This window comes from Planktothrix mougeotii LEGE 06226 (assembly GCF_015207485.1).
Lineage (GTDB): Bacteria > Cyanobacteriota > Cyanobacteriia > Cyanobacteriales > Microcoleaceae > Planktothrix.
On sequence record NZ_JADEWU010000044.1, the window covers coordinates 1 to 15,935 of the forward strand.

Below are 15,935 nucleotides of genomic sequence, written 5' to 3' on the forward strand. Positions count from 1 at the left end.
GTCCCCTTGTCCCCCCATCCCCCCGTCCAAAAATTACGGCTGTCCTCACTACACTTTCAACCCGATAACGATAAATTAGGTATAGTATCTAAACAAAAGTTTACATCTGGATCTTAAAACCTATCATCACTCTCGCCAGAGGGATGACAACTCCATAAAAAGCAAACGTTATACGGGAGTGAGCACAGAGAATGTTTGAATATTTTTCTGATAAAGCAATTAAGGCGGTGATGTTATCTCAGGAAGAAGCGCGACGCCTGGGACATAACTTTGTGGGAACCGAACAACTGTTAGTCGGTTTGATGAGCGAAGGGAGCAATATTGCCGCTAAAATACTGGTAGCCCAAGGGTTAGTCCTGCGCGACGTACAGAAAGAAGTTGAAGCCATTATTGGTCGGGGCTCAGGTTTTGTCCCGGTTGAAATTCCCTTTACCCCTAGGGCGAAACGCATCTTTGAAATGGCGATGAAAGAAGCTCGCCAAATGGGGAATAACTATATTGGCCCAGAACATATTTTATTAGGATTATTGCAGGATAACGAAGGCGTTGCCGCCAAAGTCCTAGAAAATCTGGGCGTTGACCGTTCTCAACTCCGTACCGAAGTCATTAAAGCATTAGGCGATGAAACCGTAACCTCTGGAGGAAGCGGTCGTCGGGGTTCCGCTAAAACAGCCACCTTAGATGAATTTGGCACGAACTTAACCCAATTAGCCGCCGAAGGTAAACTCGATCCAATGATCGGTCGGGAACGGGAAATTGAGCGGGTGATTCAAATTTTAGGACGTCGGACGAAAAATAACCCCGTGTTAGTTGGGGAACCCGGTGTTGGGAAAACAGCCATTGCGGAAGGCTTGGCTCAACGCATTGTCAATAATGATGTTCCCGATGTGCTGGAAAATAAACAAGTGATCAGCTTAAGCATGGGAACCTTAGTGGCGGGAACCCGGTTCCGGGGAGAATTTGAAGAACGACTAAAAACCATTGTTGAGGAAATTCGCACCGCCGGAAATATTATTTTAGTCATTGATGAACTGCATACCCTAGTCGGTGCAGGGGCTATTGAAGGCACAATGGATGCCTCTAATATGCTTAAACCTGCATTAGCGCGGGGTGAGTTGCAATGTTTGGGAGCAACCACCCTGGATGAATATCGCAAATATATTGAACGGGACGCCGCTTTAGAACGTCGGTTTCAACCCGTGATGGTGGGTGAACCCTCCGTTGAAGAAACCGTTGAAATTTTGTTTGGGTTGCGTCGCGCCTATGAACAACACCATCAATTAACGATTTCTGATCAAGCCTTATATGCCGCCGCGACCTTATCCGACCGTTATATTAGCGATCGCTTTTTACCCGATAAAGCCATTGATTTAATTGATGAAGCGGGTTCGCGAGTTCGGGTGATGAATTCTAAAGTTCCCCCCGAATTGCGTCAATTAAAACGGGAATTAACGAAAGTTATTGCCGAAAAAGAAACGGCGGTGAAAGTGCAAGATTTTGATAAAGCCAGCCAATTGCGCGATCGCGAATTAGAAATTAAAGACAAACTGGAAACCCCCAGTGAAAAAGTCAATTCTGCTTCTGGGTCTTTAATTGTTACCGAAGAAGATATCGCCGATGTGTTAGCGGCTTGGACAGGAATTCCGGTCAATAAATTAACTGAATCTGAATCGGTTAAATTATTGAATTTGGAAGATATTTTACATCAACGATTAATTGGTCAACATGAAGCGGTGAATGCCGTTTCTCGCGCCATTCGTCGAGCTCGTGTGGGGTTAAAAAATCCTAATCGACCTATTGCCAGTTTCATTTTTTCTGGCCCTACAGGAGTCGGAAAAACGGAATTAACCAAAGCCTTAGCTGCCTATTTCTTTGGGTCAGAAGAAGCGATGATTCGTTTAGATATGTCGGAATATATGGAACGACATACGGTATCTAAATTAATCGGTTCTCCCCCAGGGTTTGTCGGTTATGATGAAGGCGGACAATTAACGGAAGCCGTGCGTCGTCGTCCCTATACGGTGGTGTTATTTGATGAAATTGAAAAAGCTCACCCGGATGTCTTCAATTTGTTATTACAAATCTTAGAAGATGGACGATTAACTGATGCTAAAGGTCGCGTTGTCAGTTTCAAAAATACCTTAATTATCATGACCTCTAATGTGGGTTCTAAGGTAATTGAAAAAGGCGGCGGCGGTTTAGGATTTGAGTGGTCAGCTTCGGAAGAAGATCAACAATATAACCGTATTCGGAATTTAGTCAATGAGGAACTAAAACAATATTTCCGTCCTGAATTTCTCAACCGTTTGGATGAAATTATTGTCTTCCGTCAATTGCAGAAATCTGAAGTTAAGGAAATTGCAGATATCTTATTGCGAGAACTCTTAGCTCGGTTAACTGAACGGGAGATTACCTTAACGGTGAGTGAACGGTTTAAGGAACATTTAGTTAATGTTGGTTTTGATCCCAAGTATGGCGCAAGACCGTTACGTCGGGCAATTATGAATCTGTTAGAAGATGCTTTAGCAGAAGCATTATTAGCCGGAAATCTTAAAGATGGGGATAGTGCCTTGGTTGACTTAGGTGCTGACGGGAAAGTTATTATTTTACCCGGAGAACAAGCCCTAAATTCGATGAGTGAATACGCTATTACTCACTCATAATTCCCTTGAGAAAAACCCATTTTACTGAGTAGGATGGGTTTTTCTTTCTTTTCTTGTAAATTCCGAGGGAAAAGCCTAGAAAAGCGACTTATTGAGGAATCCAAATTTCAATTTGACCTTGGGGTAATTCCCCTTCTGTTCCCAACTTTTTGAGAATAAAGGGTTTACTCAATTGTTTCTCCACCAAGGTTTTAACTTGGGTCGCGGTCGGTAAATCTTCCTCATAAAAATAGCGAATTTCAGGAGAATATTCTCCGGGCATTAATTTAATACTAGGAGCTAATAATTTTTCTTCTATTTGATTTAAACTATTTTGTAACGCTTTAGCCGTCGATCTCAATTGTTCGTTTTGAAAGTGGATATAGACAAAATGCAAATTATGTTCACTATTTAATTGAGAAATTTTATACATTAAATCAGGATTTGGTTTTACTTCTTGTCCTGAAACTAAAACCGGATGAAATTTCTTTAACATTTTATTATAAACAGGTTTTGCCCGTTCGGGTGCTTCCTGCTTCAAAATTTCATAGGCATAAAGAAACGTCAGATCATTATAACTCATCATATTGACGAGAATTCGCTCTGTAATATCCGTGATCAAGGCTTTATTTTGATCTTTTAAAGTGTTATATAAAGCACTTAAAGCAATATCTTGTCGTAAATTATTTTGTGTATTATTATCCGACAATTCATCAATTAAAGCTTCTACTAATTGAGCATTAACTTGTTGATTTCTGGCTTGATTTTGAACTTGTTCAATCATCGCCCTTTGCTCTTGAATCATTAAATTTTGTTGCTGTTGGTAACTATTAATCACCATGCCAATACCCGCAATAATCGCAGCAGAAACGAGATTAGCAATCACTGCGGCTTTGTCCCAAATATCTTTTTGTTTGTCTGCCATATTTTTGTAAAGTTAAAAACATCCCCTGTAAACCGATGAATCCCAAAACTTATATTTTTAGGTTCTTCTATCGTTACAATAAATTGAATAAGCTATTGTACATCTAAAATTTAATTGTCTTCAATTTCCTATCCCCCCACTCAGTCACTCCACCGCCGACATTCCGATGCCAACTTGCCCAAATAACGTCAGCCTTCTGATGAGTTCCACTAATTTGAGGACAGAACGCAGTAATCGTGGTAAAGTCATGCTCAACAAACAAATTTTAAGAAATTCCAAATCACTTGAATGCACATTGCTTGGCTTGGAAAAAAATCACCCTTTTGCGGTAACGTTACTTATTCTAGGGAAATCACGAACGCCCTGTTAGACCGGGGCCATCGAGTCAGCTTTCTGCACTTTGCCCATGAAGCAACGAATGACCGCACCCCTGAATGGCAACTGGAAAATGGCAGTTGGAAAATTTCTACACCGGACAAAAATAGTAAGGTGACACCCTTCCCCATGACTCAGGAGGTGTCTTTGCCTTGTCTGTATAAGTCCCAGGTTTATACCATTCCCACCCTCAGTTCCAGCAAAGTCCTAACGGAGTCTCTACAACGGTTGAAACCGGATATTGTTCATGCGTCTTTGACCCTTTCGCCGTTAGATTTCGTTTTACCTGAAATTTGTGCAGAACTGAATATTCCTTTGGTGGCGACGTTTCACACCCCTTTTGATCACAAATTACGCAATATCAAATCGGGGACCCAACATTTAACCTATCAAATCTACGCGCCATTTTTGGCAAACTATGACCGTGTGATTGTGTTTTCCCAAGTTCAACGGGAAATGCTCAACCGTTTGGGAGTAGCGAAACATCGGGTTGCGGTGATTCCAAATGGCGTGGATGTGGAAAAATATTCTCCAGGGCCATCCCGGTTTAAGGAAGAATTGAGTGCAGAACGGGTTTTTGTGTATCAAGGCCGTTTAGCAACGGAAAAAAATGTAGAGTCCCTGCTCAAAGCTTGGAAAAAGTCGGAAATGGGGCCAGGTTGTTTATTAGTCATCGTGGGTGATGGGCCGATGGAAGCTTCGTTACAAGCCTCTTATAACGGAGAAGAGGGGATTATCTGGCTTGGGTTCATAGGAGATGAAGATCGACGGATTGAAATTCTGCGGGGGGCGGATGTGTTTGTGTTACCGTCGATGGTGGAAGGGTTATCGATCTCGTTATTAGAGGCAATGTCCTGTGGGACGGCTTGTGTGGCGACGGATGCGGGGGCCGATGGGGAAGTCATGGAAGGCGGCGCTGGAATTATTATGAAGACTCAAGGCGTTACGTCTCAACTGCGAACCCTATTACCTCTATTACGAGATCACCCGGAAATGATTCCGATTGTGGGTCAGAAAGCTCGTCAACGGGTTTTAGAACGTTATACCCTCAGCCAAAATATTACTCAATTAGAACATCTCTATCGAGATTTAGTTCAAGAACAACGTTTAGAATTCAGCCATGTTGTTTAATCAGTTATCAGTAGAGACGTGCCATGGCGCGTCTGTACCAGTTATCAGTTATCAGTTTGAAATTAAATAGCAAAGCGTGTTAATTTCAGCCCAGAAATAAACAAGCATAATATCGTCTAAATAACCAGAATATTGAGTATAGATCTATCACATCCTTGATTTATTTCTACTGAATGTGGAACGGGCATCTTGCCCGTCACAGGTCGTCACAGGTCACATCACAGAAACAGGCAAGATGCCTGTTCCACGTTTTCATTTGGGATATAAATCATTAATCCTTATGAAATAAGTTTTTCAACGCCGTTCACAAATTATTTAACAATGCTATATATTCTTATAAGATTATTAATAAACTATGCTAGAAATTTCTAAGACGGTGAGCATCCCAGAACAGGAAATTGAGATGAGTGCAGTTCGTTCTCAGGGTGCTGGGGGACAAAATGTTAATAAGGTTGCTAGTGCAATTCATCTGCGTTTTGATATTATGGCTTCTTCATTACCCCAATATTACAAAGATCGACTATTGAACCTTAATGATCAGCGCCTGACTAAAGATGGGGTAATTGTCATTAAAGCGCAAGAACACCGCACTCAGGAACAGAATCGAGAAGAAGCACTGCAACGACTTCAAGAGTTAATTAAACGTGCGATCGCAATTCCTAAACCTCGCAAACCGAGTAAACCCTCTCGCAGTTCCCAAAGAAAGCGGATGGATAGTAAAACGAAGCGATCGCACCTAAAAATGATGCGCGGCAAAGTTGATACAGAGTAAGAGTGAATTTAGGGTTAAAAAAAAGCCCACCCACGAGTTGTTAAAGCCTCATTTATTTACTGATAACTGGTACAGACGCGCCATGGCACGTCTCTACTGATAACTGTTTCCACGCTTGGGCAAATTTGCTGACATATTCTTCTTGTTCGCTGGTTTCAACGCAATATTCACGGGTATGGCGGACAATGGCGATCGCATTTTCTGGAGTATAGCCTAACGTCACTAAGCAGCAAGATATAATGGTTCCCGTGCGTCCAAAACCTCCCATGCAGTGAACGACAACGGTTTTACCTGCTTTAGCGCGATCGAGAATTTGGGGGACTAGGTTAATAACGCCTTCCATTGAGGTCGGAACTTTTAAGTCAGGAATGGGGAACCAAATTGTTTCCATTCCTCTGGCTTCGGCTTCGGGAAAGAGGGTGGGAATTTGGACTTTATGAAATTCGTGGGGTTCAATGAGGGAAACCAAAACATCGGTGTGATAGAAATAGCGCAGGCGGTCTAGGTCGTGATATAAGCTACGATCCCAGAGGACGTGCATCCCTTGATGGGATTTTCCGGGGGCGTAGGTCATGCCGATTTTTCCGTTAAAGGGGATGACGTCAGGGGGGAGAAAATCAACGGTAATGGGGAAGTTATTTGATGTTCTGGCGTAGTTCATGGTTATGTCAATAAATTTGACGTCAAACTGCTTTACGAATTTTAATCAAAACATCAATTTTGGTCTACTATGAGTTCTCTGAGAAAGTAAAAGCGATCATCGGGTGTGCGTCCTAAGTAACCTGTTAGGGGTGAAGACAGTTCAATTAGGATTTCTTTTAATTGTTCCGGTTCTAAGGGTTGTGGGGGGTTAGAAAAGGAATAAGCCCCGATGACATTATCTAAATTGATGGGTTGATTGAGTTTTTTAAATAGTTGAACAATATGCGATCGCAATTTTAAACGATTAAACACGATTTTAATATATTCATCTATGTTATCATCCATTTGACCTTTTTGTAAATAGTTTTTGAGTTCAATTAAGTCAACTGAACCGGGATATTGAGCTTCGAGTTTTACCAGTTTTTCTAATGTCATCGGATTAATAATTGCCATACCATGTACTTTTGCTGCATCACGCACTGCTGGAGTTAATTCACCGGGGCCTATAATTAATTTAGCTGCTTGTTTAAACAGGTTCTCATCTTTTAAACGCAGTGTTCCTAAATTCAAGAGTTGAACGACTGTAGGATTAGGGATTTTTCTCCCAGCTTTACATTCTCCTACTAAGGGGTATGGTTTTGAACAAAATAAATCTAATCCTCCTGCACCTCCTTTATGAGCATAGTCTATAGTAAAACCTAAAAATTCTAAACTTTTTTTGACAATATTCTCAAAGTCTGTTCCGGCTTGATAGTTGCTTTTGCCTTCATCTAGTTCTTTACTTCGGTTTCCTAATACTGCTATTTCATTGATCCAATTTAAGCTGGAATCATCGGTTAAATTGGCAGGTTGTGAAGTTTTCCAACCTAAGAATTGATGAATATTGGCTTGTAAAAGGTTTAAACCGAGTTGTTCTTCCTGAGATAAAGAGTTAGTTTGAAACTGGGCGATCGCTGTTTCTAATTCTTCTAATTCAGGATGTTCTGGGGGTTGACGATTGAGAATTTTTCGATATAGAGCTTCAAACTGATTAGAATCAAGAATGGCTTGACTTTCATCAACGGTTATAGTAGCAGGAAGGGAAATAAACCGACTATTAGAAACGGGATCAATTTCTAGGGGTTTTGGAAGTCGATAAACCCGAAAATAAGCTAGAAAAATATGGCCCCGTTGTTCAAGGGTTTTGTGTAAGGCTTCTGCTGTCCAAACGGTTAATTTTGATAAGGTTTCAAGCTCTTCTGGTTCATTCAGGGTTTGGCAAAGTTCACATTTAGCCCAAACTTTAATTTTAACTTTATCTTGATTTAGTTCTGCCAGACTTTGTTGAGCGATTGGAATAAAACCCGGACGATAATATTGTTCTAACGGTAAGGAATTAAATTCTATATCCGTTGGATAAAGGGCAAATAGTCGCCCTGGGTTCATAAATATTCGAGGCATTACTAAGATATTTCGACCTTGGTTTAAGGCTTCAATGTCAGGCGCAGGGAGACAGAAACCTGTTGCTATAGGTAGCTGATTCATGATAGCCATGATTGATTAATTTTCTCCTTTAATTTCAAATGAAATGCTATCTTCTGGATATCCGAATAAAGCAATAATATTTTTAACATTTTTCTTGATTTTCTCGGAACTTAAGTTAATCTCTACATAAATATCGGTTCCTTGAATTTGCTCTGATCGTTTTAATTGACTCGGATCATTACTAAAGTAATAACGTTCACGACCTTTAAGGTCAAGAACTTTATCAAATTCGCTTTCATGATTACTTTTCATTAAATTACAAACCGTAATTAGTAATTCTTTCCAAGAACTGACTTCATATTTAGAATCGTTGAAAAGAAATGCAATATTTTTTTCTTTTTTAGGATTCGTTTCATCAAGTTCAGGATTCAGTTTATTCTGTTCAGTAAAAGCATTAACCAGGGCTTTATCATCACCATTTGTAATGTCAGTAGTTAGAAGTTTACCATCAAGTTCAGGATTCAGTTTATTCTGTTCGGTAAAAGCATCAATCAAGGCTTTATCATTACCATTTGTAATGTCAGTAGTTAGAAGTTTACTGCCATTTTCAGTATTCAGTTTATCAGGTTGAAGATTCGGTTTCTTATGTTCAGTAAGGGCTTTAAGCAGTTCTATATCATCATCATTATCAGGTTCAATATGACCAGATGGCTTACTTAAAATTTCTACTAGCAATGAGTTATTTTTTGTTAACTCTTTAGAAAATTCTAAGACTTCTTCTTCGCTTAATCGATAGTTGGTTTTTTCTTGAAAAACAGAATATATATTAATCAAAGGTTTTAAATCTTCTCCGCTTAAATCTACCCATTCTCCTCCTTGCTTTTCAATCATTTGATTAAGAACATTATAGGAGTCCCACTGTTCTTTGATTTTTCTATCTTTGGAGCGAACTAAACAGCAACGACTTAGATCATAGGTTTTATAATCACTTAATCGTTTAATTCCTGCACCCACAGAAATTCCGTGTAGTTGCTGAATCACTGCAACACCGATTTTAAACGGTTTATCCTGTTCTTGACCTATTAATTTAAAATTAATCCAACCTTGATTCATAGCTTTAGGTTCGACTTCAGCAATATCTTGAACCACTACTGAGTTAAGTTTTTCTCCGCTTGAAGTTTCACCTTCTAAACATTCATCTTTTAAGGTTTTAAAGGCTAAAGCTAAAACCTCAGCAATAAAATTATTGTCTTCTAAATAATTTTCAGGGATAGATTGACTGGTTTGTTCTAAAGCTAGTTTGAATCTTTCTGAAGGATTATCGGGTAAAGGAGCATCAACATCAAAATGTTCTGCACACCAATCTAAAACTTCCCTAACTGAAGGTTTTTCTTTACCGAAAGCTCTTAGCTGATTTTCATCAAATGGGTAGACTGGATGAGGCGGAGTTAAATGTCGAGGTTTGTATAATTCCTCTTGTAACCATAAACTTACTAAATCAACAATAGAATTACTGTTTAGAGGAGCTAAATTGATAGGTTTCCCATTAGTATATTTTGACATTCTTTCTACAATACCACCCTTTATAGTAGAGTAGATTGAGTTTAGCCAGGTATCAGGTAAGAGAACTGTAAGAATAATAACTCCTTGACCTAATTCCGATTGTGTTAAAGAGTTATAAATATTATGCACTAATTCAGCTATGACTTGAGGGGTTGTAAACCCAGCATCATTAACTTTTAATGATTCAATTTCGTCAAAACAAATAATAACTGAGTTATAATGACTCACTAAGTTAAGAATCTTCAATATAGAATCAAAAGCATAAGATTCTCGCTCTTGATTTGTTTTATTGAAGTTGGAAGGAAGTCCTAAATAATCCGCAGTTGTTTGATCCAGAGCATCTCCCGCTAACCATTTAATGGCTAAAGGTGAATAATCTTGAGAAAGTGTCCATAAAATTGCACGAACAAAATATGGATCGGCTTGACGTTTAGATTGCAAAACTTTTTGACTCAGTTTAGTCATTAAGTTTTTACCCTGATTCAACCAATTGGTATAAACTTGATCAAATCGGTTAACCAGTTGAGGAGGAGAAGCGATAGCTGCATTCGGGTTAATTGCTTTAAGAGCTTCATTTGCCATTGCTGCTGCCACTTCTTGCCACTGTGATACGCCTTGACTACCCGGATACGCCAAACTATTTGCTAAAGTTTGTTGAAATTGATATTTAATTAAATTGAGATCACTATATTTATTGGCATTACCATAAACAAATAATCCTCCTCCTTCTTTTTCAAGATGTTTCCGAATGCGTTTTAAGTTGTGAGTTTTTCCAACTCCTTGTGAAGCTGTCCAAACCAGTGTTGTTACTTTTTCATGACTGGATTGACTATTTTTAACTTGTTCAAGGGCTTTAAAAACTGTATCTGAGGCTTTTTTGTTTAATGATGTTAAATCAGGAAAGCCTTTACCCCAGATATTTTGCTCTTGAACAATACCAGCATTCTTAAAAGGGTTATAACTTTTAATCGCTGCATGAATTTCGTTAAGTGGAGAAACCGAAGGATTAGTCATAGTCTTTAGGTGTGAGGGTGGAAACAACAAAGAAATCTGTTTTAGTTTTCAGAATCTAAACGTTTAATGTAGTAGCGAAACTTACCACTGGGTAGAGTAATGGAGTCTTCCCGTTTATCCGGTGTTATATCGGGCATTTCTCCAGCCATCAATTGCAAAATATCATTAGCTTGCATTTCTAAAACCCATTCATTGAACTGTGAACGGCTAACCTGATCCCCAATCGTGCGTCGGATGCGATAAATTGGGACTAAATCATTTAAGTTATAATCTTTATTTAATTGATCATACACCTGAAGGGCGATCGCTTTAAACTCTTCATAAGAAGCAATCACAGCTTGTTTAACCGATGTAGCGGGAATTCCCCCTTGATTCAATTCTCGAATTAACTTAATTAATCCATTCCCTAACCGAGAGGCGATAATCGTTGTATCAAAGGTAAAATCAGAATTTGTTAACGTCGCGATTAACATTTGTTTTCCGGTATCCGTCAGAGACACCATGACCGTTTTATTTCGCTTATAAATTTTGATCGCATCTGCGGCTTGTAATTCGTCGTAAAGACTTTGAGAAACGCCAAAGCTTGTTCCCTGACGCTTTTGTTTGAGTTTACTGTTCAATTCACTTTTTTTAACCTCACCCTGACTACAACTCATGGCCCATAAGGTTAACAGAAAGCGAGTTTTGTTTGTTACGTCAGTGGTAGAAGCAACAGCATTAGAAGAATCTATAGAAGGTGTTGATGACATATTATCGATGACCGTCTTGAATAAGCTGATTAAATTTTACATCAAATCGGGAATAATTAAAAGCTGAGATATTCAGTTTAACTCGCATCAATCCGTACATTGAGGGAAAGTTAAAATATTTTGATACCAGAGGAGATTGTTAGAAAACAATCAAACCCCACGACTCAAAACACAGTCGAGAAAAACTGAATTTTTCCGATAAAATTGTAGTTCTGTCAATCTAAAAAGTTATAGGTCAAGTCACTGTCTAAACCAGAGGTAACTTGAGGAATACTAATGGGGATATCTTCATCAATTAAACCATCGGGTGCTTGACCGGAAGGGTCACTCAGAATTTCACAAATGATCGGATTTTTAACAACTAATTCTGATTTTTCGATAAAATCAACAATTTGTTCGGGTTTTAACCCATAACTTTCTTGATTTTTGTAAACTGCGTATATGGCTAATAAAGGTTTAATATCTTCCTCTGGGATACGAACCCATTCTCCACCTTTTTCGTTTTGAAGTTCGTTGAGATATTTGTGTGCTAATCTGGCACTAGGACTAATTTTTTTAGACCGAACTAAACACCCTCGCGTTAAATCAAATCTTTTATAATCTCCCAGTTGTTTAAGAATAGCTTGAAGCGCATTTCCGCCTGATTGTTGCATCACAGCTAATCCAATTTTAACAAGTTGACCGTTTTCTATGCCATTGATTTTGAAATGAAGATAACAGCTTCTCTGTTTAAATCTTTCAATACTTTTAATTTCGACATTTTCAATCGTTTTTCCAATAATGCGTTCAAAGCCAAAAGCTAAGGTTTCCGCAAGTTGATCACTGTCTTCTAAAAGGTCGGTAATTTTCTGTTCAATTTCTGTGAGTTCATTTTCAAAAGCAGGTTTAACGACATCTAGGTTAGCTGGAGGATCAATTTTGTCTTTTTTCCACTGGGAAGCACACCAACTTAAAACACCTCTAGTCATTGGTCTTTGCTTCCCTAATTCTATCAGTTGAGCTTCCGTAAATGGATATAAAGAATGAGGAGGAACAACTTGATACTGGGTGTAAAATTCCTTTAACCATTGAGATACTAATGCGATGATATCATCTGGCTTTAAATAGTTTAAAGAAATCCGTTGTCCCAATTGAGGATAACTCGCAATTCTATGAATAACGGCTTCTGCTTGGGGCAAAGATCTAACTTGTCCCCAAGTTTCTTCATACATTGCTAGAACCAATAAACCCCGCTTAATATTATTAAATAAATCTTTAGCCATACTTGCAGTGATTTGGACTAAGGAAAAACCCGTTAACTCATCAACATGAATTGTATCAAGTTCATCAAAACAGATAACCGGAATTTTATATTGACTCACTAAATTCAGAATTTGGCAAGTTGTCTTAAAAGATTCTAGTTCTTTTTCTCCAGTTTTGAAGTTGGGTAATCCCATATCTTGAGCTTGTCTTTCTGCTAACTCCATCCCCGATAACCAATAAGTTGCATAGATAGCATGGGGACGAGAAAGTGTCCATAAAATAGCTCTGACTATATAGGGATTTTCAATGATTTGATTTTGTTTGGAAAAAATTAAGTCTGTAAAATGATCAACAGCCTTAGTTGAATGTTTATTTAACCAATCAGGAAATCTTTGAATATATTGTTCTGCGGTATAATTCCATCCTTTGGCTTCATTAATTAAATGGGCAGCTATTTCTTGCCATTGCATGATTCCTTCATATTGACCATAAGCTCTTAAACTGGAAGTTAGGGTTTCCAGAAATTTGCTTTTGATTTTAGATAGTTTTTCGCCATAGTCTCCCATATAAATAAACAAGACTTGATCGGTTTGTTTATAATGATGGCGAATGCGACTAATCACTTGAGTTTTACCTAATCCTTTTTCACCAACAACTGTAATCCCTACAGTTTGCATAGAGTTTTGATTGATTTTATGAATCGCCTCAAAAACCGTATCAGAAACATGAGCATTAATTGAGGGGACATCAGGTAAACTTTTACCCCAAACTTGAGAATTTCTAACTACTGTATGTCCAGCAAACGGATTATGTTGCTGAATCAGATCGTCAATGTTGCTAAACTCAGAAGTCGTCATAATTTAACCAAAAATAAGGGGTGAATAATGAAGGATTAGAAAAGCTTTATAACCGTTTGGCATAACAACGTAAGCCAACCAGTTCTGTGCTGATAGAATCTTCAATTTTGTCGGGTGCGCTATCTTCTACACTCCCTCCAATCAACTGAAAAATATCATTGGCTTGCATTTCTAACATCCATTCATTGAACTGTGAACGAGTAACCTGCTCACCAATCGTCCGTCGGATGCGATAAATCGGAACTAAGTTATCGTAGTTATAATCCTTATTTAATTGATCATACACCTGAAGGGCGATCGCTTTAAACTCCTCATAAGAAGCAATAACAGCTTGTTTAACCGATGTAGCCGGAATTCCCCCTTGATAAAATTCTCGAATTAACTCAACTAACCCATTGGCTAACCGAGACGCCACAACCGTTGCATCAAAAACAAAGTCAGGATTTGTTAACGCCGCGATTAACTGTTGTTTTCCAGTATCGGTAATCGATACCATAGGCGTTTGATTTCGCTTATAAATTTTGATGATATCCGCCGCTTGTAGTTCGTCGTAAAGACTTTGAGAAACACCAACCTTTTTTCCCTTGCGTTTTTGCTTAACTTTACTGGTCAATTCACTTTTTTTGACCTCGCCATCGGTACAACTCATTGCCCATAATGTCAAGAGGAAACGAGTTTTTTCAATCGTTTCAGTTGTAGAAGAAACGGAATTAGAAGCATCTATAGAAGGTGTTGATGACATATTATCGATGACAGTATTGAATAAGCCGCTTAAATTCTACATCAAATCAGGCTCAATTAAAAGCTTGAATGTTCATTTTAATGAGCGTTTATCCGTATATTCTTGTAAAGTTTAAAAAATTTTGATACCCAGGTTAATTTTAATTTCCCCATTACCCATTGCCCATTGCCCATTCCCTATTGCCCATTCGTAATTCGTAATTCGTAATTCGTAATTCGTAATTGCCCATTACCCATTCATCGATTAAGCTGTTCTTAAATCACAACATCCGATTGCTCGGTTTCCTCATGTCCGCTTTCCTGTCCCCAAACCCTAAATTCACACAACTGCTTAATCGCCTCACGGAAATTAACGATATTAAAGCAGCCATTTCCCTATTGCATTGGGATCAAGCAACCTATATGCCTCCTGGTGGTGCGATCGCCAGAGGGCGACAAATGGCAACCTTACGCCGTCTCGCCCATGAAAAATTGATTGATCCAGTTTTGGGAAAACTATTAGAAGACTTACAAACCGAAGAAACTCATCTTCCCTATAATTCCCTAGAAGCCAGTTTAATTCGTGTCACCCGTCGAGATTATCATCGGGCGGTGCGGGTTCCCTCGCAACTCATGGCCGAGATTTCTCAACATCAATCAGCCACCTATAATGCTTGGGGAAAAGCACGGGAAGCCGAAAGTTTTGCCATTGTTCAGCCTTATTTACAAACAACCTTAGAATTAAGCCAGGAGTATGCTCGGTGTTTTCCAGGGTATGACCATATTGCCGATCCCTTAATTGATTTACAGGATGAAGGAATAACGGTGGCGACGGTGCGATCGCTGTTTGAACCTTTGCGTCAACAGTTAGTTCCCATCGTCGAGACAATTGCAAACTCCTCTCTTTTAGATGACTCTTATTTATATCAGAATTTTTCTTCTAAAGAACAATTAAAATTTACTATCGGAGTCATTCACTGTTTGGGTTATGACTTAAAACGGGGACGACAAGATAAAACTCTCCATCCCTTTATGACAAAGTTCTCCATTGATGATGTCCGAATTACCACTCGTGTTTATGAACACCATCTCGAACAAGCATTATTTAGTACCATTCATGAAACCGGTCATGCTCTCTATGAACAGAGAATTTCTCCAGAGTTAGAAGGGACACCTTTAGCGGGGGGTGCGTCCTCTAGTTTGCATGAAAGTCAAGCCCGTTTATGGGAAAATATTATTGGTCGTAGTCGTGGATTTTGGGAATGGTTTTATCCTCGGTTACAAGGGGTATTTATGCGACAGTTAGGACAAGTTACCACCCAGCAATTTTATCAAGCCATTAATAAAGTGACACCTTCTTTAATTCGGACGGATGCGGATGAAGTTACCTATAATTTACACATCATGATTCGCTTTGATTTAGAGTTAGCGATGTTAGAAGGAAAATTAGCAATTTCTGATTTACCTCAAGCGTGGAATGAACGATATAGACAGGATTTAGGCGTTATTCCCACAACAGATGTCGAGGGAGTTTTACAGGATGTACATTGGTATGTTGGATTGATTGGCGGAATGTTTCAAAGTTATACATTAGGAAATTTAATCGCGGCTCAAATTTATGATAAAGTTGTTCATAACGATCCTGAAATTCCCTTTGAAATTGAACGGGGAAACGTGAAGCGACTGTTAGACTGGTTACAACACAATATTTATCAACACGGTCGTAAATTTACAACCCAAGAGTTAATTGAACAGGTCACAGGTTCCCCGTTAACCATTAATCCATTTCTGGACTATATTCGTCATAAATATGAATATCTCTACAACTGTAAATTGTAA

The 15,935-nt window shown here is 38.8% G+C and carries 11 protein-coding genes; 4 read left to right on the plus strand and 7 right to left on the minus strand.

The genetic code is table 11. The annotated features are described in order from the left end of the window. The first annotated feature begins 191 nt into the window (after window positions 1–191). Window positions 192–2,663 (plus strand): ATP-dependent Clp protease ATP-binding subunit, encoded by a 2,472-nt coding sequence (locus tag IQ236_RS17360; RefSeq protein WP_193870459.1) that lies wholly within the window; start codon window positions 192–194, stop codon window positions 2,661–2,663. A gap of 88 nt (window positions 2,664–2,751) precedes the next feature. Here IQ236_RS17360 and IQ236_RS17365 read toward each other — a convergent pair whose 3' ends face one another. Then, window positions 2,752–3,567, minus strand: coding sequence for a hypothetical protein (locus IQ236_RS17365; protein ID WP_193870460.1), 816 nt, complete (start codon window positions 3,565–3,567; stop codon window positions 2,752–2,754). Between the two features lie 288 nt (window positions 3,568–3,855). On the opposite strand from IQ236_RS17365, the gene IQ236_RS17370 reads away from it, so the two are divergent. Then, window positions 3,856–5,073, plus strand: a complete 1,218-nt coding sequence (locus IQ236_RS17370; protein ID WP_193870461.1) for a glycosyltransferase family 4 protein — start codon at window positions 3,856–3,858, stop codon at window positions 5,071–5,073. A 355-nt stretch (window positions 5,074–5,428) separates the two neighbouring features. Then, a complete protein-coding gene (gene arfB / locus IQ236_RS17375) occupies window positions 5,429–5,845 on the plus strand; it encodes an alternative ribosome rescue aminoacyl-tRNA hydrolase ArfB (RefSeq protein ID WP_193870462.1) in 417 nt (138 codons plus the stop codon). A gap of 52 nt (window positions 5,846–5,897) precedes the next feature. On the opposite strand, the gene IQ236_RS17380 is transcribed toward arfB, so the two are convergent. From IQ236_RS17380 to IQ236_RS17405, 6 genes are all read right to left on the minus strand, one after another. Beyond that, window positions 5,898–6,506, minus strand: coding sequence for a cyclin-dependent kinase inhibitor 3 family protein (locus tag IQ236_RS17380; protein WP_193870463.1), 609 nt, complete (start codon window positions 6,504–6,506; stop codon window positions 5,898–5,900). Window positions 6,507–6,559: 53 nt separating this feature from the next. Then, entirely contained in the window at window positions 6,560–8,020 is a 1,461-nt protein-coding gene (locus IQ236_RS17385) for a DUF1802 family protein (RefSeq protein WP_228041701.1), read from the minus strand. Between the two features lie 6 nt (window positions 8,021–8,026). Then, the gene (locus IQ236_RS17390; RefSeq protein ID WP_193870464.1) at window positions 8,027–10,528 is read right to left on the minus strand and encodes an ATP-binding protein; all 2,502 of its coding nucleotides are present in this window, start codon (window positions 10,526–10,528) and stop codon (window positions 8,027–8,029) included. 41 nt (window positions 10,529–10,569) lie between these two features. After that, a complete protein-coding gene (locus tag IQ236_RS17395; protein ID WP_228041702.1) occupies window positions 10,570–11,277 on the minus strand; it encodes a hypothetical protein in 708 nt (235 codons plus the stop codon). 215 nt (window positions 11,278–11,492) lie between these two features. Continuing rightward, window positions 11,493–13,376: a hypothetical protein gene (locus IQ236_RS17400; RefSeq protein ID WP_193870465.1), complete on the minus strand. Its 1,884-nt coding sequence runs from the start codon at window positions 13,374–13,376 to the stop codon at window positions 11,493–11,495. A 46-nt stretch (window positions 13,377–13,422) separates the two neighbouring features. After that, a complete protein-coding gene (locus IQ236_RS17405) occupies window positions 13,423–14,118 on the minus strand; it encodes a hypothetical protein (RefSeq protein ID WP_228041703.1) in 696 nt (231 codons plus the stop codon). Between the two features lie 287 nt (window positions 14,119–14,405). Here IQ236_RS17405 and IQ236_RS17410 point away from each other — a divergent pair, with 287 nt between their 5' ends. Further along, entirely contained in the window at window positions 14,406–15,935 is a 1,530-nt protein-coding gene (locus IQ236_RS17410) for a carboxypeptidase M32 (protein ID WP_193870466.1), read from the plus strand.